This is a genomic window from Helicobacter sp. MIT 99-5507 (genome assembly GCF_003364295.1).
GTDB lineage: Bacteria > Campylobacterota > Campylobacteria > Campylobacterales > Helicobacteraceae > NHYM01.
The window spans coordinates 348473-370971 of sequence record NZ_NXLO01000001.1; the positions used below are offsets into that span (position 1 = coordinate 348473).

Annotated in this window: 26 protein-coding genes; 17 read left to right on the forward strand and 9 right to left on the reverse strand. The window is 27.1% G+C overall.

Annotated features, from left to right (window positions below; genetic code table 11):
- Positions 1-15: 15 nt before the first annotated feature.
- Together ruvA and CQA42_RS01885 are read right to left on the reverse strand one after the other, a co-directional pair.
- Entirely contained in the window at positions 16-564 is a 549-nt protein-coding gene (gene ruvA / locus CQA42_RS01880) for a Holliday junction branch migration protein RuvA (protein WP_115582998.1), read from the reverse strand.
- Positions 565-2349, reverse strand: coding sequence for a FapA family protein (locus tag CQA42_RS01885; RefSeq protein ID WP_115582999.1), 1785 nt, complete (start codon positions 2347-2349; stop codon positions 565-567). It lies immediately after the preceding gene.
- Positions 2350-2426: 77 nt separating this feature from the next.
- Between CQA42_RS01885 and murJ the strand changes: the two genes are divergently transcribed.
- Together murJ and cysS are read left to right on the forward strand one after the other, a co-directional pair.
- Positions 2427-3875: a murein biosynthesis integral membrane protein MurJ gene (murJ, locus tag CQA42_RS01890; protein ID WP_115583000.1), complete on the forward strand. Its 1449-nt coding sequence runs from the start codon at positions 2427-2429 to the stop codon at positions 3873-3875.
- Complete coding sequence (cysS, locus tag CQA42_RS01895) at positions 3865-5289, forward strand: cysteine--tRNA ligase (RefSeq protein ID WP_115583001.1); 1425 nt, start codon at positions 3865-3867, stop codon at positions 5287-5289. Before murJ ends, cysS begins: the two co-directional genes overlap by 11 nt.
- A gap of 160 nt (positions 5290-5449) precedes the next feature.
- On the opposite strand, the gene CQA42_RS01900 is transcribed toward cysS, so the two are convergent.
- The gene (locus CQA42_RS01900) at positions 5450-6379 is read right to left on the reverse strand and encodes an alpha-1,2-fucosyltransferase (RefSeq protein ID WP_115583002.1); all 930 of its coding nucleotides are present in this window, start codon (positions 6377-6379) and stop codon (positions 5450-5452) included.
- A gap of 84 nt (positions 6380-6463) precedes the next feature.
- On the opposite strand from CQA42_RS01900, the gene CQA42_RS01905 reads away from it, so the two are divergent.
- The 15 genes from CQA42_RS01905 (at position 6464) to CQA42_RS01975 (ending at position 19479) form a co-directional block, all read left to right on the forward strand.
- A complete protein-coding gene (locus CQA42_RS01905) occupies positions 6464-8356 on the forward strand; it encodes a glycosyltransferase (RefSeq protein WP_115583003.1) in 1893 nt (630 codons plus the stop codon).
- 1 nt (position 8357) lies between these two features.
- Entirely contained in the window at positions 8358-9542 is a 1185-nt protein-coding gene (locus CQA42_RS01910) for a glycosyltransferase family 9 protein (RefSeq protein ID WP_115583004.1), read from the forward strand.
- A complete protein-coding gene (locus CQA42_RS01915; protein WP_115583005.1) occupies positions 9539-10261 on the forward strand; it encodes a bifunctional 2-polyprenyl-6-hydroxyphenol methylase/3-demethylubiquinol 3-O-methyltransferase UbiG in 723 nt (240 codons plus the stop codon). Before CQA42_RS01910 ends, CQA42_RS01915 begins: the two co-directional genes overlap by 4 nt.
- Positions 10262-10405: 144 nt before the next feature.
- Positions 10406-10768: a hypothetical protein gene (locus tag CQA42_RS08390; RefSeq protein ID WP_258865524.1), complete on the forward strand. Its 363-nt coding sequence runs from the start codon at positions 10406-10408 to the stop codon at positions 10766-10768.
- A 13-nt stretch (positions 10769-10781) separates the two neighbouring features.
- On the forward strand, positions 10782-11351 hold the full coding sequence (locus CQA42_RS01925; RefSeq protein ID WP_115583124.1) for a bifunctional 2-polyprenyl-6-hydroxyphenol methylase/3-demethylubiquinol 3-O-methyltransferase UbiG: 570 nt from the start codon (positions 10782-10784) through the stop codon (positions 11349-11351).
- 1 nt (position 11352) lies between these two features.
- Positions 11353-11703 (forward strand): hypothetical protein, encoded by a 351-nt coding sequence (locus tag CQA42_RS01930; RefSeq protein WP_115583006.1) that lies wholly within the window; start codon positions 11353-11355, stop codon positions 11701-11703.
- Positions 11704-11717: 14 nt separating this feature from the next.
- Entirely contained in the window at positions 11718-12593 is an 876-nt protein-coding gene (locus tag CQA42_RS01935) for a glycosyltransferase (RefSeq protein ID WP_115583007.1), read from the forward strand.
- A 33-nt stretch (positions 12594-12626) separates the two neighbouring features.
- Positions 12627-13154: a glycosyltransferase family A protein gene (locus tag CQA42_RS01940; protein ID WP_309544414.1), complete on the forward strand. Its 528-nt coding sequence runs from the start codon at positions 12627-12629 to the stop codon at positions 13152-13154.
- The gene (locus CQA42_RS01945; RefSeq protein WP_115583008.1) at positions 13151-14077 is read left to right on the forward strand and encodes a glycosyltransferase family 2 protein; all 927 of its coding nucleotides are present in this window, start codon (positions 13151-13153) and stop codon (positions 14075-14077) included. The genes CQA42_RS01940 and CQA42_RS01945 overlap by 4 nt, the downstream gene beginning before the upstream one ends.
- Entirely contained in the window at positions 14078-15430 is a 1353-nt protein-coding gene (locus CQA42_RS01950) for a glycosyltransferase family 4 protein (RefSeq protein ID WP_115583009.1), read from the forward strand.
- On the forward strand, positions 15414-16214 hold the full coding sequence (locus CQA42_RS01955) for a glycosyltransferase family 2 protein (RefSeq protein WP_115583010.1): 801 nt from the start codon (positions 15414-15416) through the stop codon (positions 16212-16214). The genes CQA42_RS01950 and CQA42_RS01955 overlap by 17 nt, the downstream gene beginning before the upstream one ends.
- Position 16215: 1 nt before the next feature.
- Positions 16216-16692: a hypothetical protein gene (locus CQA42_RS01960; protein ID WP_115583011.1), complete on the forward strand. Its 477-nt coding sequence runs from the start codon at positions 16216-16218 to the stop codon at positions 16690-16692.
- A 58-nt stretch (positions 16693-16750) separates the two neighbouring features.
- Entirely contained in the window at positions 16751-17248 is a 498-nt protein-coding gene (locus tag CQA42_RS01965) for a glycosyltransferase (protein WP_258865540.1), read from the forward strand.
- Positions 17241-18152, forward strand: a complete 912-nt coding sequence (locus CQA42_RS01970) for an acyltransferase family protein (protein WP_115583013.1) — start codon at positions 17241-17243, stop codon at positions 18150-18152. The genes CQA42_RS01965 and CQA42_RS01970 overlap by 8 nt, the downstream gene beginning before the upstream one ends.
- 49 nt (positions 18153-18201) lie before the next feature.
- The gene (locus CQA42_RS01975; RefSeq protein ID WP_115583014.1) at positions 18202-19479 is read left to right on the forward strand and encodes an outer membrane family protein; all 1278 of its coding nucleotides are present in this window, start codon (positions 18202-18204) and stop codon (positions 19477-19479) included.
- Between the two features lie 31 nt (positions 19480-19510).
- Here CQA42_RS01975 and CQA42_RS01980 read toward each other — a convergent pair whose 3' ends face one another.
- The 6 genes from CQA42_RS01980 to CQA42_RS02000 form a co-directional block, all read right to left on the reverse strand.
- Positions 19511-20059, reverse strand: a complete 549-nt coding sequence (locus CQA42_RS01980) for a class I SAM-dependent methyltransferase (RefSeq protein WP_181881451.1) — start codon at positions 20057-20059, stop codon at positions 19511-19513.
- Positions 20034-20354, reverse strand: coding sequence for a hypothetical protein (locus CQA42_RS01985; RefSeq protein ID WP_115583016.1), 321 nt, complete (start codon positions 20352-20354; stop codon positions 20034-20036). The genes CQA42_RS01980 and CQA42_RS01985 overlap by 26 nt, the downstream gene beginning before the upstream one ends.
- Before the next feature lie 211 nt (positions 20355-20565).
- Positions 20566-20712, reverse strand: a complete 147-nt coding sequence (locus CQA42_RS08230) for a hypothetical protein (protein ID WP_181881452.1) — start codon at positions 20710-20712, stop codon at positions 20566-20568.
- A 34-nt stretch (positions 20713-20746) separates the two neighbouring features.
- Positions 20747-21148 carry a hypothetical protein gene (locus CQA42_RS01990; RefSeq protein WP_115583017.1) on the reverse strand — a complete coding sequence of 134 codons (402 nt, stop codon included), beginning with the start codon at positions 21146-21148 and terminating at the stop codon, positions 20747-20749.
- Complete coding sequence (locus CQA42_RS01995; RefSeq protein WP_147289246.1) at positions 21114-21464, reverse strand: hypothetical protein; 351 nt, start codon at positions 21462-21464, stop codon at positions 21114-21116. Before CQA42_RS01995 ends, CQA42_RS01990 begins: the two co-directional genes overlap by 35 nt.
- 3 nt (positions 21465-21467) lie before the next feature.
- Positions 21468-22499 (reverse strand): glycosyltransferase, encoded by a 1032-nt coding sequence (locus CQA42_RS02000; protein WP_115583019.1) that lies wholly within the window; start codon positions 22497-22499, stop codon positions 21468-21470.

Here is a 22499-nt window from a genome sequence, read left to right on the forward strand (position 1 = left end):
CCATATTATACAAATCTATTTTAGGTGTTTTAAAGCCTCTTTTATTATATCTTGTGCTTCTAAGTGCGTAGAATTTTCTACAATTTTCATAAAATCATTTCTTTTAAATCCAAGAGATTCTAAGGCTTGTATGGCTTCTTTTTTATGCTGTGGGATTGAAATAGAATCTATAGATTCTAGCTTTCCACTAATCTCTACAATAATCCGCTTAGCCATTTTTTCACCAATACCTGGCACTTTTTTTAAACTCATAAAGTCATTATTATAAGCAATACTTATAAATTCGCTTGGATTAAATGAGCTACAAATTGCCATTGCAACCTTTGGACCAATACCATTTATCTTTATCAAAGTATCAAATAAATCTTTTTCATTTTTTTGCAAAAATCCATATAAAAAACTCCCATCTTCTCGTATAATTTGTGTGATTAGCAAAATATCATTATCTTTTAGATTAGTAATAGCATTGATAGACATAAATACTTCATAAATCACGCCATTAACATTAAAAAGCACACTATTTCCACTTTTACTATAAACATTTCCAATAAGTCCAGCTATCATTTAGAATCCATAATTATCAATTTCTTGTTGCTCATCTACAAAAATCTTTTGATGGATGATTTTTTTACTCTCTTTATCAAAATAATACCTGCCAATACCTTTTATAATCGTCTTTGATGAATATACTTTTGGCAAAATTAACTCAAATACAACATCATTATATTTTAACCAGCCTTCTTTGCAGATAAATTCTGCTTGAAATACTTCTTTTTGTAGTGATTTGATTTTAGTTTCAATCTCATTTTTATTTTTATCTAAATCAATATTTTTTAGTTTTAAAGATTTTATAAGTTTTACAATCTCTAAAAAATAATTATAATTTTCTACCATATAACTTGGGGCTTCTTTTTTCTGCTCTTTATATTTTTTTATCATTTCTCTTAATTCATTTGCACTAGATTGAAATTTATTATATTTATATATCAAGCCTGTGATTTTCTTATTTAAGGTTTGTTGCTCTGCATATTTAGAATCTAAATCTAGTTTCAAAATATTGATTTGTTTTTTTAAAGATATATTTCCTTGTGGAGTAAATATGATTTTATTATTTCCACCTTTTAGATTATTGATAGTACATTTACTTGAAAATTCTATATTTGAGTTATAATAAAGCTCATTTATATTTATATTTTGTGCTCTAAGATTCCCGCCATTTACTTGATTTACTTCCAAAATATTGCATTCTATAACACCATTTTCAATACTCTCAATAGTGACCTTATCGCCTTTTAGATTCCCTTTTAAGATATCTATTTTTGCTTCTTTTGTAAGAATCACAGAATCTTTATGGCTTTGCCCATTTAATTCTAAATCTTTTGAAATAATTTTTACATTTGCACCAATATTTCCATTTATGATGATTTTATTTGCAAGTATTTGCACGCCACTGCCAATAGCATCAACAAACTCTCCATTTGTTCCAATTGTAATCTTTGTATTAGTATTTATATCGCCAGTGAATTTATAATTATCTACATTTTGGATATTTTTAAAATTTAGTTCTTCATTAAAGGTAAAATCATTATCAAAAAAAGATACAAAGCCACTTTTATTATTAAAATATTCTAAATATTCATCATTATCAATGATATTAAAATCATTGCTATATTTTGGAGATTCTATCTTGGTGTTTATAACATCTATATATTTTCCAAATATATCTCTTCCACTATTTCCATCTTTTTGTTTTATAAATCTAGCTATTTTTGTATTTTCACTCAAAGCGATGATATTTTTTGCACTTGTAGCAACATCTTTTATAAAAAATTCTAAAACACCACCTTTTTTATCTATAAAATTACTGCATTTATAAATTGTGATAAATTTATCTTTATCTTTTACATCCTCTAGATTCTGCATAATGATTTCTTTTTGCTTATTTAAATGCCTTAAAAATACTCTCTTTTGCACTTTTATAGAATCTATAGTATTTATAAATTCATTTATTTCTATTTCATCCTTAGGGGCTATAAAACCATTTTTCAAATGTAAAATCACTTCCTCATTATTAACAATTACATCAAATAATCTATCTTTTGGTTTATATCTCACGCAAAAATCATAGCTTTGCTTGAATTCATAATCTTTATTTTCAAATAATAAATCATCATCAATAGATTCTCCAGCACTAGTATTTAATAATCTATAAGCATTGTATTTTTTTATGTAGGTTGTAAAAGATTTTAGGTTAATCTCTAAAGAATTAATATTTGTTTTTGCCTTTAGTGCGACTTCTTTTAAAATAGAATTTACATCATAAATATCATATATCACTTTAGTTTGCAAAATGAGCCCTTAGTTTTTAAGTCAAATTTATTATAGAATCGTAAATCTTGAAATTTTAAAAAATAAGGCTTGAAAACTTGTTTAAAAAAGCTTTCTATACAAATAGCAGCGGAATCTTATGTTCTAGAATCTTTGGTTTTATAAGAGATTTATTGATGGCAAATACACTTGGGGCTGGAATCTATAGTGATATATTTTTTATTGCATTTAAATTGCCAAATCTATTTAGGAGAATCTTTTCAGAAGGTGCATTTACTCAAAGTTTCTTACCGACTTTCATAAATGCAAAAAGAAAAGGTTTAATTTGTGTTTGTATCTTTATGATATTTTTTTTATTTTTGATTTTATTTAGCATTGCTGTGCAAGTTTTTAGTGGATTTTTTACAAAACTCTTAGCTTATGGATTCCCACAAACTACAATAGAACTTGCAAAACCAATTGTTGCAATAAATTTTTGGTATCTAAGCCTTATTTTTTGTGCAAATTTTTTTAGCTCACTTTTGCAATATAAAAATAATTTTTGGGTTAGTGCATACAATACAGCACTTTTAAATATAGCAATGATTTTAACATTGATATTTGCAAAAGATAAAGATACTTATAATATCGTATATATGCTAAGCTATGGTGTTTTAATAGGTGGAGTAGCACAGATTCTGCTTCATTGCTATAGTTTGTATAAACTAAAATTTTTTAGATTATTTGTAATTGGATTTTTAGATTTAAAAATAATTTTTACAAAAAAAGAAGATTCAAAAATACATATCTTAAAAAATGATTTAAATAGCTTTTTAAAACAATTTTTTCCTGCATTAATTGGTAGCTCTACTGCACAAATTGCATCATTTATAGATACACTTCTTGCGTCATTTTTAGCTGTTGGTTCTGTATCATATCTATATTATGCAAATAGAATCTTCCAGCTACCACTTGCACTTTTTGCAATAGCAACTTCTACTGCACTATTTCCTATGGTTGCAAAAATGATAAAAAATAATGATGAAAAAAAAGCTCTGCATTTGCTAAAAAATGCATTTTGGTTGCTTTTATTTAGTCTTGGCATTTGTGTAGTTGGTGGAATTGTGCTAAAAAATGAAATTATTTGGATTTTATTTGAGAGAGGAAAATTTCAAAGAGATGATACGATAATTGTTGCAAATGTATTTATGATGTATCTAATTGGACTTATTCCATTTGGAATTGCTAGAATCTTTTCTCTTTGGCTCTATTCACACAAAAGACAAGATATAGCTGCCAAAATATCAGCTATTTCGCTTGCATGTGGGGTATTATTTTCACTAATTTTAATGCAGAAATTTGGTGTATTTGCACTTGCATTTTCATCATCATTAAGCGGATTTGTGTTATTAATACTTACAATAAAGGTATTTGGTTATGATAAATTTAAGAATGTAATAAACTCTAAAAGGCTATTTATTATTCTTATTTTGGTTTTGATACTTGAGACATTGATATTATATTTTTTAAAACATTTATTTAATTTTGGAGGTTTTTATGGTGCTTAATAATATAAAATTTTATGATAGTGTAAAAAGAAAAAAACTAGAATTTATCCCTATTAAACCAAATATAGTAAAGATATATCTATGCGGTCCAACCGTTTATGACAACTCACATTTAGGACATGCAAGAAGTGCCATAACATTTGATTTATTGTATAGGGTGTTATTGCAAAATAATTATGAAGTGATTTTTGCTAGAAATTTTACAGATATCGATGATAAAATCGTTAAAAAAAGTAAAGAAGAAAACATTGGTATAAATGAAATTACTTCTACTTATATTACTAGCTATCTAAATGATATGAATGCACTAAATATACTAAAACCTATGCTAGAGCCTCGCGCAACACAGAATCTTGATGCTATATTTGATATGATTAAGATTCTACTAAAAGATGGTAAAGCCTATATTACCCCAAATAATGATATATATATGAGAGTATCAAAAGATTCAAAATATGGTGAATTATCAAATAGAACCAATCTAGAATCTCAAGTTAGTCGTATAGGTGAAAATGAGCAAAAAGAAGATATTAGAGATTTTGCTTTATGGAAGATATTTAATAAAGATGATGATATAGCTTATGATTCTCCATTTGGTCGCGGGCGTCCAGGCTGGCATATAGAATGCTCTGCTATGATTGAAAAACATTTAGCATATAAAGATACTGAATTTTCTATTGATATACATGCAGGGGGAGCAGATTTGTTCTTTCCTCATCATGAAAATGAAGCATCACAAAGTAGATGTGCAAATAATAGAGAATTAGCAAAATATTGGATTCATAATGGTTTTGTGACGATAAATGGCGAGAAAATGAGTAAAAGTCTAGGAAATAGCTTTTTTGTAAAAGATGCACTAAAAATCTATGATGGCGAAGTGCTTAGATATTATTTACTTAGTTTGCATTATCGCTCACCACTAAATTTTTCACACGAAGATGTGCTAAGCAGTAAAAAAAGATTAGACAGGCTGTATAGATTAAAAAAACGAGTAATAGATGTAGAATCTAATATAATAGATAAAGATTTTAGAGATACTTTTTTAAATGCACTAAATGATGATTTAAATATCTCTATTGCATTATCTTGTTTAGATACTATGATTTCACATTATAATGAATTACTAGATAAGAATCCAAAAGATACACAAAATAAGCAAAAGGCTCTCTCAAATATAATTTTTATCAATAAGATTCTAGGAATTGGAGAAAAAAACCCAATAGATTATTTTCATATAGGCGTAAGTGATGAGATGAAAAAATATATAGAAGAAAAAATAAAAGATAGAAATGAAGCAAAAAGTAAAAAAGACTACACCCTAAGCGATAGTATAAGAGATGAATTAAAATCTAAAAATATCCATCTAATGGATACAAAAGATGGAGTAATATGGGAATATATAGCAGAAATATAAAACCTATAAAATCCTATAGATATAATTATTTATAGGCAAAAAATTAGAATCTTCTTTTTGGAATAGAAATTTTATTTGAATTAAAAATACTAAGATTTATTGCTAGATTCCTGCCTAAACCATAAAGATAAATATTTTTATATCCATCAAAAAACGATAATCATAACACAATCAAATTTTTAGCACTATAAGTAAAACTTGGGCTTATATTTTCTTTATAAATCACATCTCCACTGCCTAAAAATCCAAGCCAAAAAGAAAGTGTGCTATTTGCTAATATTTTGTGTTTGCAAGATTGCATCAAAACAAAATCAAAAATTACTTTGCTTTCATTATTTATGTTTATGACATTACAATCATCATCGATAAAATTTTCTTGCATAAAATCAAAATCATTACCAAATACAAAAAATGAAATATCACTATATTTTTCTCGCATGATCTCCATAGCCATTTTATAATAATCCATATCAAGCAATTCATAAATACCTACAAAATCGCCTCTTCTTACATGAATCATACAAGAATTTTTACTAGATTTAATCTTTTCATAAATCATATTATTTTTAGAATCTAAATTTATTTTTGGATACAAAGTATTAATAAAAAAATATCTAAAAGGTATAAAATTTGAAAAATGCCATAAATATTCACCATAAATATAGATTCTATTCTTTATGTCAAATGATAACTCATATATATTTTTATAATGCAAATGTGGATAAAAAATAATTTTTTGTTTATTTACTGGATAGAATATTTTCTTTTTAAAACATTTAATATTGATTTTATTTACAAACTTCTTAAATAATAAAAAATAAAAATTCACTTTTAGGATTTTGCTTAATTCTTTGTTTGTTGTAATGAGCTTTATATTTAAATCAAAATACTTGATTTCTAAATTTCGTGGATTGGTATCTGTATTTTGATATTCTGTGCAATCTAAATATATATCTTTTTTTGTTATTTCTTTTAATACATGGCAAAAAGCGTAGTGAAATAGCTGATTACCAAGCCCACCTTCTAAAAATACTACAATCCTATTTTTATTATATTGCTGCTGCCCCCCCCCTAAATCTAGCCATAGAATCTCCTTATATTTTTAAAAATGCAAAATAATACTATAAGAATTTAAAAAGTTAAAATGAATAGAATCCAAATTTTTGGAGAATTTATGAAAATTTTACATTTAATATCTCAAGATTCTGGTGGAGCAGGAAGAGCAGCGCTAAGACTTCACAAAGCATTATTAGAAGAAAATATAGAATCTTTAATGCTAGTGCAAAATAAAAGCACTGATTTAGATAGTGTCTTAAGATTGGCACAAACAAAACCTCAAAAAATTATGGAAAAACTGCGTCCAGCACTAAGCACAATACCTCTTATGCTATATCCAAAAAGGCATAAAGATATTTTCTCTCCAAATGCACTTAGCAATAAAACATTGATTAAAAAAATAAATGAAATAAATCCCGATATTTTACATATTCACTGGATTAATAATGGCTTTTTAAATATTAAAGATTTAAAAAAAATAAAAATACCAATGATATGGAGCTTGCATGATGCTAACGCCTACACAGGCGGTTGCCACTATGTGGCAACCGCCTGTGTAGGCGTTAAAAATCACTGCATGCGATGTCCCTTGTTAAAATCAAATTCTAAATACGACCTAAGTTTTTGGACATTTAAAGCAAAAAAGAATACATATAAAAAAATAAATCTTACAATAAATGGACTTAGTAGATGGATTGCAAATTGTGCAAAAGATTCTGCTTTGCTAAAAGATAAAACAATAATAAACCTACCAAATCCAATTGATACAAATATTTTTAAACCAATAAACAAACAAATTGCAAGAGAAATTTTGGGCTTAAATACACAAAAGAAAATAATCACATTTGGGGCAATTGATGCAACAAATACCGATAGAAAAGGTTATAATGAACTTATAAATGCATTAAAAAAACTAGATAAAAAAAATATAAGATTAATCATATTTGGTGCAAGCCATGGAAAAAACAATGAAGAAAATATAGAAGGGATTGAGACGATTTATCTAGGACATTTACATGATGATTTGACACTTAGGATTGTATATAGTTTAAGTGATGTAATAGTAGTGCCAAGCAAAGTAGAATCTTTTGGACAAGTAGCCCTAGAATCTCTATCTTGTGGCACGCCTGTTGTGGCATTTGATACAAGTGGATTAAGAGATATAATCGATCATAAAAAGAGTGGCTATCTTGCAAAATGCTATGATGTGGATGACCTAGCAAATGGAATAAAATGGGCAATAGATAATAATTTAGATGACAATCCAAGGCTTAAAGCTATGACTTTTGATTCTAAAATCGTGAGTAAAAAATATATAGCACAATATCAAAATATACTAAATGGGGGGGGGTATAAAGAACTCTTACAAGTAATATTCTTTAAACAAAACACTCTTTATATTACTTTTGGTGCAATAAGTGGCACAAATGTAGCTAGAAAAGGATATAGCGAGCTAATAGGTGCATTAAAGAAATTAGATTTTGATTTTTGTCTGCTTGTTTTTGGATCAAGCAGTGGAGAAATACTACAAAATATACCAACTCACTTTTTAGGCTATATAAATGATGATACTACTTTAAATCTTATATACAATGCAAGTGATATTTTTATCACTCCAAGCTTAGCAGAAAATCTAAGCAATGCAATAATGGAATCTCTATCTTGTGGCACGCCTGTTGTGGCATTTGATATAGGTGGCAATAGTGATATGATAGATCATAAAAAGAATGGCTATCTTGCAAAAGAAAATGATATAGATGACCTAGCAAATGGAATAAAATGGGCAATAGATAATAAAGACATCCTCTCACAAAATGCAATAAAGAAGATAAAAGAAAATTTTAAATCAAATTTAGTAGCAAAAAAATATATAGCACAATATCAAAATATACTTAATGGGGGGGGGGAACTAGCATATAGCAATTTTGCTATTTTTTATATCCTTCCAAATCATACTACAACAAACCACAATAAATACAAAAATCTAACAATCTTACCTAAGGTGGCATAAGATGAGTGCCATCAAATCTATATTAAAAAAAATACGCGACTTATATATATCTATATTTGCAAATATCACTTTTAAAAAATCACGATGTATTAAAGATTCAATGATTATTTTACGAAGTGATGCAATCGGTGATTATTTGCTTTTTCGTAATTTTTTAAAAGAAATAAGAGATGTCTATCCAAAATACAATATCACACTTATAGGAAATATTGCTTGGAAACAATTAGCTATACATTTTGATAAAGAAATCATAGATAATTTTATTTTTTTCAATCCAAAAAAACTCACAAAAAATCCACTTTATGCTACGCAATTTTTACGCACTCTAAAAAATAATAAATACGATATTTTTATTAATGCAGTGCATTCAAGAGATGCTATAAACTTTTTGTTATCAAAATATATAAATGCAAGTTTATGCATTGCTCCACAAGGAGATTATATTAATACCACTCAAAATGCTAAAGCTAAAAATGACAGAATCTATACAAAAATCTATCCTAGTAAAAAAGAAATTTTATTTGAGTTTTATAGAAATATGGAGTTTTTTCAAAACTTTTTAAATAAAAAATTAGAGACAAAATTAGAGCTAGATTCTACTAATTTAGCTTTTAAATATATTCAAGACAAATTTAAATTACAAACTCCATATAGCGTCCTTTTTATTGGTGCAAGCACCTCTTTTCGCAAATGGAATATAGAATCCTTTGGGGAAGTAGGAATACATTTGATAAAAAAATATCAACAAAATATCGCTATTTGCGGTGGAATTGATGATAAAGAAAATGCAAATATATTACAAAAGATAATAGAATCTAAAGAATCTAGCAAACAAATATATAATCTAGCTGGGGCTACAAGTCTCTTAGAGCTTGCAAGAATCGTGTATAATGGCAACCACTTGATCTCAAATGAAACAAGTTGTGCTCATTTAGGAGCTATATTAGACACGACGAATGTTTTCGTCGTGTCTAATGGCAACCACCTAGGCAGATTTATCCCTTATCCAAATGAGCTAAGGGATAAATACTACCCGGTGTTTCACCATTTTATAAAAAACAATTTCGATAAATATGAAGAACTAAGCAATACATATGCCTACAAAAGCACACTAGATATAAATGAAATTACAGCACAAGATGTAATTAAAATTATTGATTTAACTTTACAAAAGGAGAAAAAATGACAGATTATTTTGAAGCAAGAGGAGTAAAGGCTGAATTTTACAAAGATGCAAAATTGCCTGCTTACTACAAAGAAGTATTAGAGGGACTTCCTCATGATGCAAGGATTTTAGATTTTGGTTGTGGATTTGGACAAAATTTATTTGCAATTAAAAATCATAATTTTACATGGCAAATGGGGGGGGGGAATAGAGATTTTAGGCTTGTTGGTATTGATATAAATCCCAATGCAATAAATTTTGTAAAAAGTTTAGATATAGAATCTTTTTTGATAGAAGATATTTTTACATTTAAACCAAAAGAGAAATTTGATTTAATTATCACTACTCATGTGCTTGAACACTTAACAAAAAATAAGCTCATAGATATATTAAAACATTTTAGAGAATCTGTGCTTAAAGAAAATGGTGCTATTTTTGTTGCTGTGCCAAATGCACAAAGTTTTACTGGCTGTTATTGGGCTTATGAGGATTTTACGCATAATACTTTATTTACAGCTGGAAGTCTTATATATGTGCTAAAAATGGCTGGATTTAAAAATATCAATATCATTGACAAAGACGCTCTAGCTGGAAGTAAAGGTATAAAAAAGTGGATTAAAAAGGTATTTTTAAAAATATATACCTTTCATATAAAATTTTGGTGCAAGATGACAAACTCTGCATTTCACGCACCAAGCCCACAAGTATTTAGCTATGAAATAAAAGCATTAGCAAATTAAGCGATTTATCCCTTAAAAATTAGAATCTATAATTTTGATATAATCTTTGATTAAATCAAAATTAAGGGATCAAAATGATGTTAAATTTTGCTTGTGGAAGTAGAATCCACAAAGATTTTGAAAATATAGATTTCTATCCAATAAATGAATAGGGTCGGAGATAGAATCCTAGAAACAAATAAGTTGCAAACAAAAAATAAAAAAATCACATTAGATAAAATCAAAAATAAAATACTGATGAAATATCTAAATATAGTAAGTTTGTTAATCCCAAAAAGTATTAGAAATGAAGTATTTATAAATACAATCATAGGAGAGAGACATAAATTTATGTATGATAGAATTAGTTTGAAAAATATCTTAGAATCTTGTGGTTTTAGAGATATTAAAATAATGAGTTTTAATAAAAGCCAAATAATAAATTTTAATTCTTATTTGCTTGATATTAATAGCGATGGTAGCCCATATAAAGGCATATCATCAATATATATTGAATGCAAAAAATAAAAAAGTGGTGATTATGAAATGTATTTTGTGTGGAAGTGATAATACAAATAAGATTGATGTAATAAAAAAAGATGATTTAATTAGCTTGTATAAAAAGGCATTTGATATAAATGTAGAAAATATCATAAAGCAAGATTTATTTTATCATCATTGTTGTGATTGTGATTTAAGATTTTTTACACTAGAAAATGGGGAGATTCCAAGTGGTGATGATGGATTTTACAATCATTTAAATAAACTACCTTGGTATTATATGCAAGAAAAAAATGAATACCATTTTGCAAAGCAATTTATTAAAAAAGATTCTAGAGTTTTAGAAGTTGGCTGTGGAAAAGCTGCATTTGCTAGTTTTTTACCAAATAAGCAAAATTATATTGGCTTAGAATTTAGCAGTGATGCAAAAAAGTTGGCAAAACAAAATGGCATAAATATAGAAAATATTAGCATAGAAGAATATTCTAAATCTAATAAAACAAAATTTAATATAGCTTGTAGTTTTCAAGTGCTAGAGCATGTAACAAATCCTTATAGTTTTATCCACTCACAGATAAAATGCCTAAATTGGGGGGGGGCAGCAAGGTGATTTGCTAATAATAGCAGTGCCAAGCCAAGATAGCTTTATATCAAAATGTAGCAATGGAATCTTAAATATGCCACCACATCATATTAGTCGCTTTAGTGATAAAACTTTAAAAAATATAAGTGAGATTTTTAATATAGAATTATTAGAGATTTATCACGAAAGTGTGCAAAAGGAACATTTTGATTTTTATAAACAAACAATATGGGCAAATATATTTTTAAAACCAAAGTTGATAGATACAAGCATAAAAAGAAAAATCATAAATAAAGCAGGAATCTTTGCTAGACCTTTTATAAAGATTCCAAATGATGCATATGGACACACTGTTGTAGCTGTGTATAGAGTAAATTAAAGGATTAAAATTAGATGGATAAAATAAGTATTATTACAATAGTCTTTAATGATATAAACAATATCAAAAAAACGCTAGATTCTGTAATAAATCAAACTTATGAAAACTTACAATACATAATCATTGATGGAAAAAGCAATGATGGCACAAAAGAATTTATAGAAAATAAAATCAAAAATATTTCAAATATCACGGAAGAAATAAGCAATGATGATATTTATCACCTAAAAGCCACAAAAAAGAATAATAAAAATTTTACTTTTTATTTTATTAGTCAAAAAGATCATGGAATCTATGATGCTATGAATAAAGGCATAGATTTAGCAAATGGTAAATGGTGTAATTTTATGAATTGTGCTGATAAATTTTATAATAGCAATGCGATATATAAAGTATTTGAAAAATTCAATACAAAAAAAGAGCAAGATAATATAAAACAACCTTGTGTAATATATGGAAATACGCAAATGGTATATGATAATACCTGCTCTAAGATTCTCCTAGCCTCACATAATCACAAATTTCATCACAAATTCATTCATCAATCATCTTTTATTGATACTAATATCATCAAAAAATACAAATTTGATACGAGATTTAAAATCGCAGGTGATACAAATCTTTTTACAATGCTATACAATAATGGCTACAAGTTTTTATACATTGATGAAGTCATAAGCAGTTTTAATCTAGATGGAGTTAGTGGAAAATTAAGCTATCAAATGTTTAAAGAAGATTGCATTATTGGATATAAATATAATAAATTATATCCATTGTTTAATACCCTAAAAGTCCTATTTAGAGATATGCCTAGATATATCATTAGAATCTCCTTACCAAAAAAGATAAGAAATAAAGCTAGAGTTTTGATTAGCAAAAAAAGAATCTAGATTCTGCTATAATCAAGATTTTTAAATAAAATTTTGGTAGATAAAAGTGGTAATTTTCTAGATCCATCCACAACAAATAAAATCTTATATGACAAACTTGATTTAAAAATACTAAAAAGAACTAGAATGGAAAAATATATCAAATCAAATACAAAAGATAAGACAAAAAAGCTCACCACCCCTTTTATATCAATTATCATCCCTGTGTATAATGTAGAAAAATACATATCTCGTTGCCTTGAATCTTGTATAAATCAAAGTTTTAGTGATATTGAGATTTTATTAATTGATGATTGTGGAAATGACAATAGCATATCTATTGCAAAATCTTTTGCAAAAAAAGACTGCAGGATTAGAATCATCAAAAATGAAAAAAATCTAGGATTATTTCACACAAGAATTGTAGGTGAAAAAGAAGCCAAAGGTCTGTATTTATTGCATTTGGATTCTGATGATTATATAGATTATTTTACTTGCAAGATTCTATATAGAAAAGTGTTAGATAAAAATGTTTTGATTGAAAATATCAACATTATCTATGGGGGGGGGATTGCAGCTTGAATCCTCCTAAAATATCAATTATCATCCCTGTGTATAATGTAGAAAAATACATATCTCGTTGCCTTGAATCTTGTATAAATCAAAGTTTTAGTGATATTGAGATTTTATTAATTGATGATTGTGGAAATGACAATAGCATATCTATTGCAAAATCTTTTGCAAAAAAAGACTGCAGGATTAGAATCATCAAAAATGAAAAAAATCTAGGCACTTTTAATTCAAGAATAAAAGGCATAGAAAATGCAAAAGGAATATATTTATTATTTTTAGATGCAGATGATTATATAGAATATAATACTTGCAAAAAAGCCTATGACAAAGCATTAAATGGAAATAATACAAAAGAGCAAATAAAAGAGGATAAATTACCAGATATTGTATTTTTTGGTATGAGATTCTATCCACCAACAATAAAAAAAGTAGCACCTCCAGTATTGATAGATGAGCTGCATAATGAGGAGATTTTAAAAGCCTCTTTCGCCCATTGTGCCACACCTCCGTGGCACATATGTGCGAAGCTTTATAAAGCTTCGCACATTAGTAAAACGATAAATTTACTCCTAGCACATATGGGCGAATTTCCGCGTCTAAATATGGCAGAAGACGCACTAAAAAGCTTTGCAATACTTGCTTTAGCAAATAAATCTATTGGCATAAAAGATAAATTATACATATATTGCAATAATCAATCATCAATAACAAGAAGAATAGATGAAAAATCAATACGAAAAAAAATAAATGATTTTGATAAGGTGCTAGATTATTTAGATAGATTTGGTGAAATAAAAGAAATAAGAGAAAACAAATATTTCAAACAAACAAAAGATAGGACAAAAAATATATTAAAAGCCCAAAGAGAATTAGAATTAAGATATTTACCTAAAGATGTAGCTCACGCTATTGTAGGGGGGGGGGAATTATAGATGCCCTCCTTTAATACCTCAATATCTAAATGCAGCTATAAAATCTCTAAAATATCATCGCAAGTGGCAGACTTATGTGAGGATTCTAGCCTACATAATGAGCATAGGAAAAATCAAGCTCTAAAGGTTTTACATTTAGCAAGTGATAGTATTACAGGAGGGGCGGAGAGTGTATTTAGAAATACGATAAAAATCACAAGTAAAGATTTTATCACTTATACTGCAAGTTGTGATAAAGAAATAAAAGATTCTAAAAAACACATAATCTTGGATGATTATCAAAACTACAACAAAATCACTGCAATCATAAAATATATCTTTAATATAAAAAATTACTCTACTCTACTTTTCTCTTTAAATGAGCTAAAACCAGATGTAATCCATACACAAAATTATCTATCGCGTCTTAGCCCTAGTGTGCTTTTTGCACTAAAAAGATATAAAAAACAAAATCCAAATATAAAACTCATCTATACACAGCATAGCTTTGGTGTATGTGGAAATAGCTGTCTTTATAACTACAATAAAAATCAAGTTTGCGAATCTTGCATAAAAGGAAATCAGCTACAAATTGCTTTTAAAAACTGCGATAGAAGAGGAAGAATCTATTCTTTTATAAAAGCTTTAAGGACTATATTTTATCAAGGAATATTTCTAAAAGAACAAAATCTATTTGATAAAATCATCTTTGTTAGCAATTTTCAAATGCAAAAACACATAGATGATAATTATGATAAAACTAAACTAAAAGTCATCACAAACCCGATAGATTCTAGCTTTTATAATCCAAATATCTCAATAGAGCAAAAAGAAAATTTGATAGTCTTTTTTGGGAGAATTAGTAAAGAAAAAAATGTAGCAATACTAATAGAAGCATTTTATAAATTACATAAAGATTTTAAAGATTACAAACTGCTTATTATTGGTGATGGCGATGATAAAATACGATGCGAGAATCTAGCAAAAAAAATATTTAAAGATTCTAAGCCATATATTTTTATCCCACATCTAAGCCCAAAAGAACTAAGAGAGAAGCTAAAAAGTGCAAAGATTAGCATTTTACCATCAATATTGTATGAGAGCTTTGGACTTACAATAATAGAATCTATACTATCTAGTGTCGTGCCAATTGCAAGTGATATCGGGGCTTTAAGTGAGACTATAGATAAATTTGGCGGACTTAAATTTACCCCAAATTCAAAAGATTGCTTACATGAAGTGATGAAAGAAGCACTAAATAATTATAAAAAATATTTTTATAATCTATCAAAATGGCAAGAAAAAATCTTAAAAGAAACAAACAACAAAAGATATCTAGATAATCTAAAGGAAATCTATGAAGCCAAAAATTAGCATAATCACAGCAATATATAATGATAAAGAAAATATTGCAGCTACAATAGAATCTATCCTCAATCAAACATATGAAAATATCGAATATATCATCATTGATGGTGGAAGCACAGATGGAAGCATAGAAGTTATAAATAAATATCTAAATAATAAACCAAAATATCTAAAACATAATATAGATAAATTTATAAGCAAAAAAGATGATGGAATCTCTCATGCTTTCAATAAAGGTATAAATCTATCTAGTGGGGAGTATATAAACTTTCAAGGTGCAAGCGATATATTGGATAATAAATATGCAATAGAAGAATTATTTAAAGATGTAGATTCTAGCTTTGATTTAATATTAGGTAGAATAAAACGAGTAAGCAATGATGAATACAACAAAATATTATATTTCTCCAAAAAATACAAAAGAAATCCGCTAGATTCTTTGCTCTGGAAGATGAATATTCCACATCAAGGACTTTTTACAAATAAAAGATTTTTTCAAAAATATGGACTTTTTAGGCTTGATAAGATTTATAGTATGGATTATGAACAACTCCTAAGGGCATATAAAGATAGAAAAAACTTAAAAATACTTTATAAAAATATCTTTATATCAAGATGGAAAGAAGGAGGCATTGGAAGCGGAAAAACAAAAGAAATACTAAAAGAATATCATCAAAATAGAGTAGAAAACAAAATCGCAAATAAAATAGTGCTGTATTATGTGTATTTTTGGAGTTTATTTAAATTCTATACAAAATCAATTCTTTTAAAAATAATCAAAGGAAAATAATATGAACTATGAAGCACTCTATATTACACACTTACCAAGCTTTTATAAGATAAATATTTTTAATGAAATAGCAAAAGATAATAGAATCTTGGTGATATTTATTGGATTAAAAAGCATTCAAAGAAAAGATGATTTTATAAATGGTGTGATGAAATTTGATTATTTATTTTTAGAAGAATGTGAATTTGAAAAAATAAACAAAATAAAAACAAGTATAAAATTATTAAACATACTAAAAGATATAAGTTTTAAAAAGATTATTGTAGGTGGTTATGATATGCCGCATTTCTGGATAGCTCTGATCTTTTGTAAGATTTTTAAAAAAAGTATAAAAGCAACAATCCTAGAATCTAGCATAATTGAGAGCGGGCTTAGCGCGCTAAAATTAGGCTTAAAAAAGATATTTTTCTTTTTCAATGATGCAATAATAGTCGCTGGGGGGGGGGTCGCACAGGGATTTAGCACTAAAAATCAATAAAAATAAAAAGATATTTATTGCAAATGGTGTTGGGATTCCAAATATATTTTATGCAAATATAAATAAGCAAAATTATAATCCTAAAAATAAGCAGTTTTTATACATAGGCAGAATCTCAAAAGAAAAAAATATTGATTTATTATTAGAATGTTTTAGAGATTCTATATTTCATTTAAATATCATTGGCGGCAAAATAGATACAAAACAAAGCAATATAACATGTCTTGATTATATCAATAATGACAATATAGCAAATATCATTCAAAATCACATTGCTTTGATACTTCCATCAACTAGTGAGCCTTGGGGACTTGTAGTAGATGAAGCATTGCTATGTGGTGTAAGTGTGATTGCAAGCTCAAATGTAGGCAGTAGTAATGAGCTAATAAAGCCATATAAAAGCGGGATTATCTTTGAGAATAATAATTTAGAGGCACTAAATTATGCATTAGAAGAAATGGATAAAAACTATTTAAAATATCATAAAAACACCTTAAAGATTGATTTTAAAACAAGATATGAAAAAATGAAAAAGGCATATTTATTGGATGAATAGAGTTGATTTTGTAGATAATCTAAAAGGATTTGGGGTTTTATGTGTGATTTTAGGGCATATTGCAAATCCATTTTCAAACTTTATATATTTGTGGCATATGCCTTTATTTTTCTTTATTGGTGGATTTTTTATCAATACAAACAAAAATAATATAGATTTTATAATAAGCAATACAAAAAATCTAATGGGAATCTATATCATCTTTGGAATCTTGGGCATAAGTATAGAATCCCTAAAAGATATAGCACTACATAGGGAAATAGAGATAAAAGAACTTCTTATTGGATTGTTTTTTTATATGGATTATGAGCATTTGCAAAATAGCTATGCACTTATTTTGTGGTTTTTGCCAAGTTTGCTTATTGCAAAAATCACTTGTTTTTTTATCTTAAAATATACAAAATGGCTATTTTTACCATATATCATGGCTATTATTTTTATATTAAAATACAATATAAATCTCCCATTTGTCCTAGATATCGGGATAATAACATCTATATTTTGCCTATTTGGATATTTTTTCTTCAAAAATATCACACGATTTGGTAATGGGGGGGGGTTGCAAATTATTATTTGGATTGGTTTAAGTATATTTTGCTACCTATTTGTAGAAATAAATATTTTAAAATATAGAAATTTTAGCTGGATTTTTTCTCTTGCATTTTGTATTAGCTTTTGCATTTTATTAATGTTTGTATTTTATAAATATCCAAAAATATTAAATTTCAAATATTTTGGAATACATTCTGTATTTTTTTATGTAATACATATATATACAAATAACATCGCAAACTACGCATTAAAATACTTTGGTATAACAAATTGGATAATGATTTTTATACTATCACTCATCATACTTATAACAATTTTATACATAAAATTAAAAATACATATCAAAAAGTGATATAATTGCAAATTGCATATTGCAAAAAAGATAAAAAAAGGAATTTAAAATGAAAACAAAAATTATTATAGGTGTTTTAGGATTATATACTAGCAGTATCAGTGCTTTTGACTATGATTTTTATGGCGGAGCTTATGCATTTAGCAAAATTGGATTTAATAATAAAATAGATTTAGATCAAGGCAAATATCCAACAGATAGCTGGGCTAGCATCGGATTGGAAGCAAATGTATCAGGTAGCTTTGTAGAAGGATTTACTTATGGCTTAGGTGGAATGGCATCAGCTCCTGTATGGGATAAAACTTTTAATGGAGAATATCCAAGCCGTGCATATATAAATGGAACTGCAAGAAATTCTGTAGGCAATGACCTTAATGATCTTAGAAATAATTATTACTTTATATCAATGGCATATCTTGGATATGAATATAAAGCAAAAGGATTAAATATAGGCATAAAAGCTGGTAGATATCTAGATCATGGACTTGATTGGTTTAGTGGCTCTAGCGAGGGTGCTCATGTATGGGCTGGAAATGATAATATGAAATTTCAAATCAATTTTGTAAATAGAAGAGGACTTGCTTTTAATCAATGGTTTAATGATTTTTACACTATTGGCAAGAATGATACTTTTAATGCTCCTAGATATTTTATAATTGGTGCATTTGATATTAATTTTGGTAATTTTGGTATAAAACCACAAGTTTGGTATCATAGAAATGACTATATTGCCCCGGGAGTAAATGCATTCTATCAATATAATGGTGATGATTTTAGTGCAAAAACTAGTCTTTATTCTTTATTTGTATTATCTCACAAAAATACTGCAAATACATACCTAAATCAAACAGATAAAAGACTTGGCACAATCTTAATAATACAAGAAGATATGTCTTATAGTAATTGGGATTTTGGTGCAGGTATATGGAAAACTTTTGGTAATCCAGATGGCAATAGTGGTATAGGAAGACATGGGAATCTAGCAAAAATTGATGTATGGACTTCTAGTGCATTTACTTTTGGAACTGATGGTTGGGCATTAAGTGATGTAAATTCTAAAGATGCATTTACTCTTTGGCTATATGGCGGACAAAAACTAGGTGATTTTACATGGGAATTACTAGGTAGAGCAACAACTTCAAGAAATAGCAACGAACAAAGCATTGCACTAAATCTAGGATACAATGTAACAAAACAAATAACTCTAGCTGCAAAACTAGAATATTTCAATGATCTATCAAAAAATGACTTACCAGCATATGTTGGAAAAAGTAGTGTAGCAAATGATAGAAGCCATATATTTTTAAGCGCTGCTTATAATTGGTAATATTTTTTAGCATCAAAAAGATGCTAAAAAGCTAATCAAGCCAATAATCCATAAAACCTTCTTTATAAAATAAATAATTTTGTTGTAATAATGAATTTATAGATTGCGTATATTCTTTTAGTTTGGGAATATTTTTATTTGCTTTTTTAAATAAAACCCAACATTTTGATATAGGACTATAAAGAGAATGCGAATAACCCCAATCATTCATCAGAATCTGCATTGATTTATTTGTATGAAAGCTACAATGCACAGGAAGTATATAAAACCAATTTGGATTTTTTGGGATATTTTCTCTAACTAAAGTATGAATAATTAGCACACCATCATCTTTTACTAAAGAATTGATATGTTCTAAATGCTCTCTTTTTGTGATATGCTCAAACATGGCAGAATTTATTACAATATCATAAGTTGATAGTTTATTTACATATTTTACAATGCCATCATTTTTGAATTCTTGCATATAATTTTCATATACTAAGATATTTATATTATAAAATTGAAGTAAGATTCTAGCTAGAGTGCCAATCCCACCGGCATAATCTAAAATACTATTTTTGCTGCTGCCCCCCCCCAATAATATCATCTTTTAACAATAAATTTAACATAGTTGCTTGTGCTAAATATGGAGGTTGATTTGTAAGTCTTGTATTTAAATCTGTAGATTCAAATTGTGTATGTGCTTTTAAATTTAGCTCACACCAAGTAGTATAGCTCATTTCATATACATCTTTAGAAAATGTAAAACCACAATATGAACATTTATAATATTCACTTTTTTCTAACTGCTCTTTATACTTGCCACCAAAATGGAATCTAAAATCTGTCGTAAAATAGCTTGTAGCCTTTGCTTTGCAAATGATACATTTCATTTATTTCCTTTATTTTTTAAGATGAAATTAGATTATACATTTTTGTAAAGCAAAAGATTATGAATAAAAACTTTTTTGATTTTCTATTTGTTTTTCCTTGCTATATAATTCTAAAAGTAATTTTCTATTATGTATAGAATCTGCTTCTAACATAGGATTTGTATTAAAATTTTTAATATCAAAAATCCTAAAACCAAGCTTAGTTAAAAAATCATAATGCGTAGCAGTAGAATCTAAATATACTTTTTTTACCTAAAGCTAGCAATACAAATATATTTCCCATTGCTTGCTGTCTATTTTGTTTGAATATCGCAATATCAATATTATTTAAAAAAGCTATATATTCATCAAATTGCATAAAAGATTCTAGTGCAATAAATCTATTTTTAAATCTAGCTATTCCTATATTTTTTTATAGAATCTGCATATTTTTTATCACCATAGCTAAGTGGTGCATAAATATTAATATTGTCAAAATTAGCCAAAATATCAAAACAATCAATATGATGATTTGTATCTGTCGCAGAATTACCAACTTGTATATTTACTATATCTCCTTGTGTTTTTAATGGCTGGGAGATGTATTTTTCATAAAATTGCACATACATAAATGGTTGCAAGCATTTTGCTTTTGTGTGATACCACTTTTTTGCTAAATCATAATCCCCATAAACAACAGGTATAATATATCCTATATTCTTAAATACAAATCTTCTGTATTTTTCTTTTTTAAAATATTCTTTTGTCTTTTTATCAAATTTATAACAATATAAATCCCCCCCCCCAAATAGCAAGATAACATTTTTTTAGATTCCAAAACATAAATGTCAAAATGATATTTATATGATGTATCCAAAGTCCATGTATAAAAATTTTTCTAGCAGATTGGATCTTGCAAACAATATAAAATAATTTTAATATCTTAAAATGATATTTTTGATTTATAAATGTGATATTTTTACTTTGTGTAATAGGATAAGATTGCAGTGTATTAGAATCTGCAAATATAATAAAATGATGATTATTTATATCAAAATATTTATCTATAAAATTAATATATGGAGGGATAAATTTATCTAGCACCATTATATGACATATTTTTCCTTCCATATCTTAAGCTGCTCTTTTATATTTTTCAAAAACTTGTAAAGTCGCGGAGAAATAACACCAAGAAGTAAGAATATGGATATACCCCCCCCCATAGACAGATTTATGCCCTAGTATAGATTTTGGGATTCTAGTAAAATCACTATATTGCATTTTATCTACACTACTTGCACAAGATAAATAATACATAGAAAGCGATAAAAAATAACTAGCTAGATTTACATCTCCTTTGATTGAAAAATATTCAGCCATATTATAAAAGCTATTAGTATGCATTTTATGCTTTTCTTTTTCATCTACCATAGACCATACACCGCCAATATGGATTCTATAAAATGCCGGTTTTATCTCTTTTATGTATTTTACATCACCATATTCTCCAAGAAGAATCCAAAGAAATGTATCAGCATTTTTAATCTTTTTTGCATATTGCATTAAATTTGGCTCTAAAAAATCTATAACATTTCTATACACTACACATCTAAGAGGCAAACAAAGATGAAGTCTTTGCATATCATAACCCTTACCATCTCTATAATCAAACTTTGCCCAATCATTTATAGAAAAATCTACTATATTATCATTACAATCAATAATACTACAAGAATGATAGGTGATAACAAATTTAGGATTATTTTCTAAAAAATCTACTTGAAGTTGCAGTTTTTTAGAATCATTCCAATAATCATCACCCTCACACAAAGCGATATATTTTCTGGCCATTTTGCTTAATTCACCAAAAAAATAACGTCCATTTGCACCCTTTTTATATTGATTTTCTTCTTCATAAAATGCTTTTATGATATTTGGATATTTTGTTGCATAAGATTCTATTATCTCTTTTGTGCCATCATCACTGCAATCATCATGAATAAAAATCTCAAATGCAAAATTTGTCTCTTGTTCTAAAAAGCCCTCTATTGCTCTTGTAATAAAATCTTTATGATTATATGTAATGCAAATAATTGTCAAAATCGGCTCTTTAGAGCTCCAATTTTGCATAATCTCATTTTCACTTCTTTTATATTTTTCTTGCAT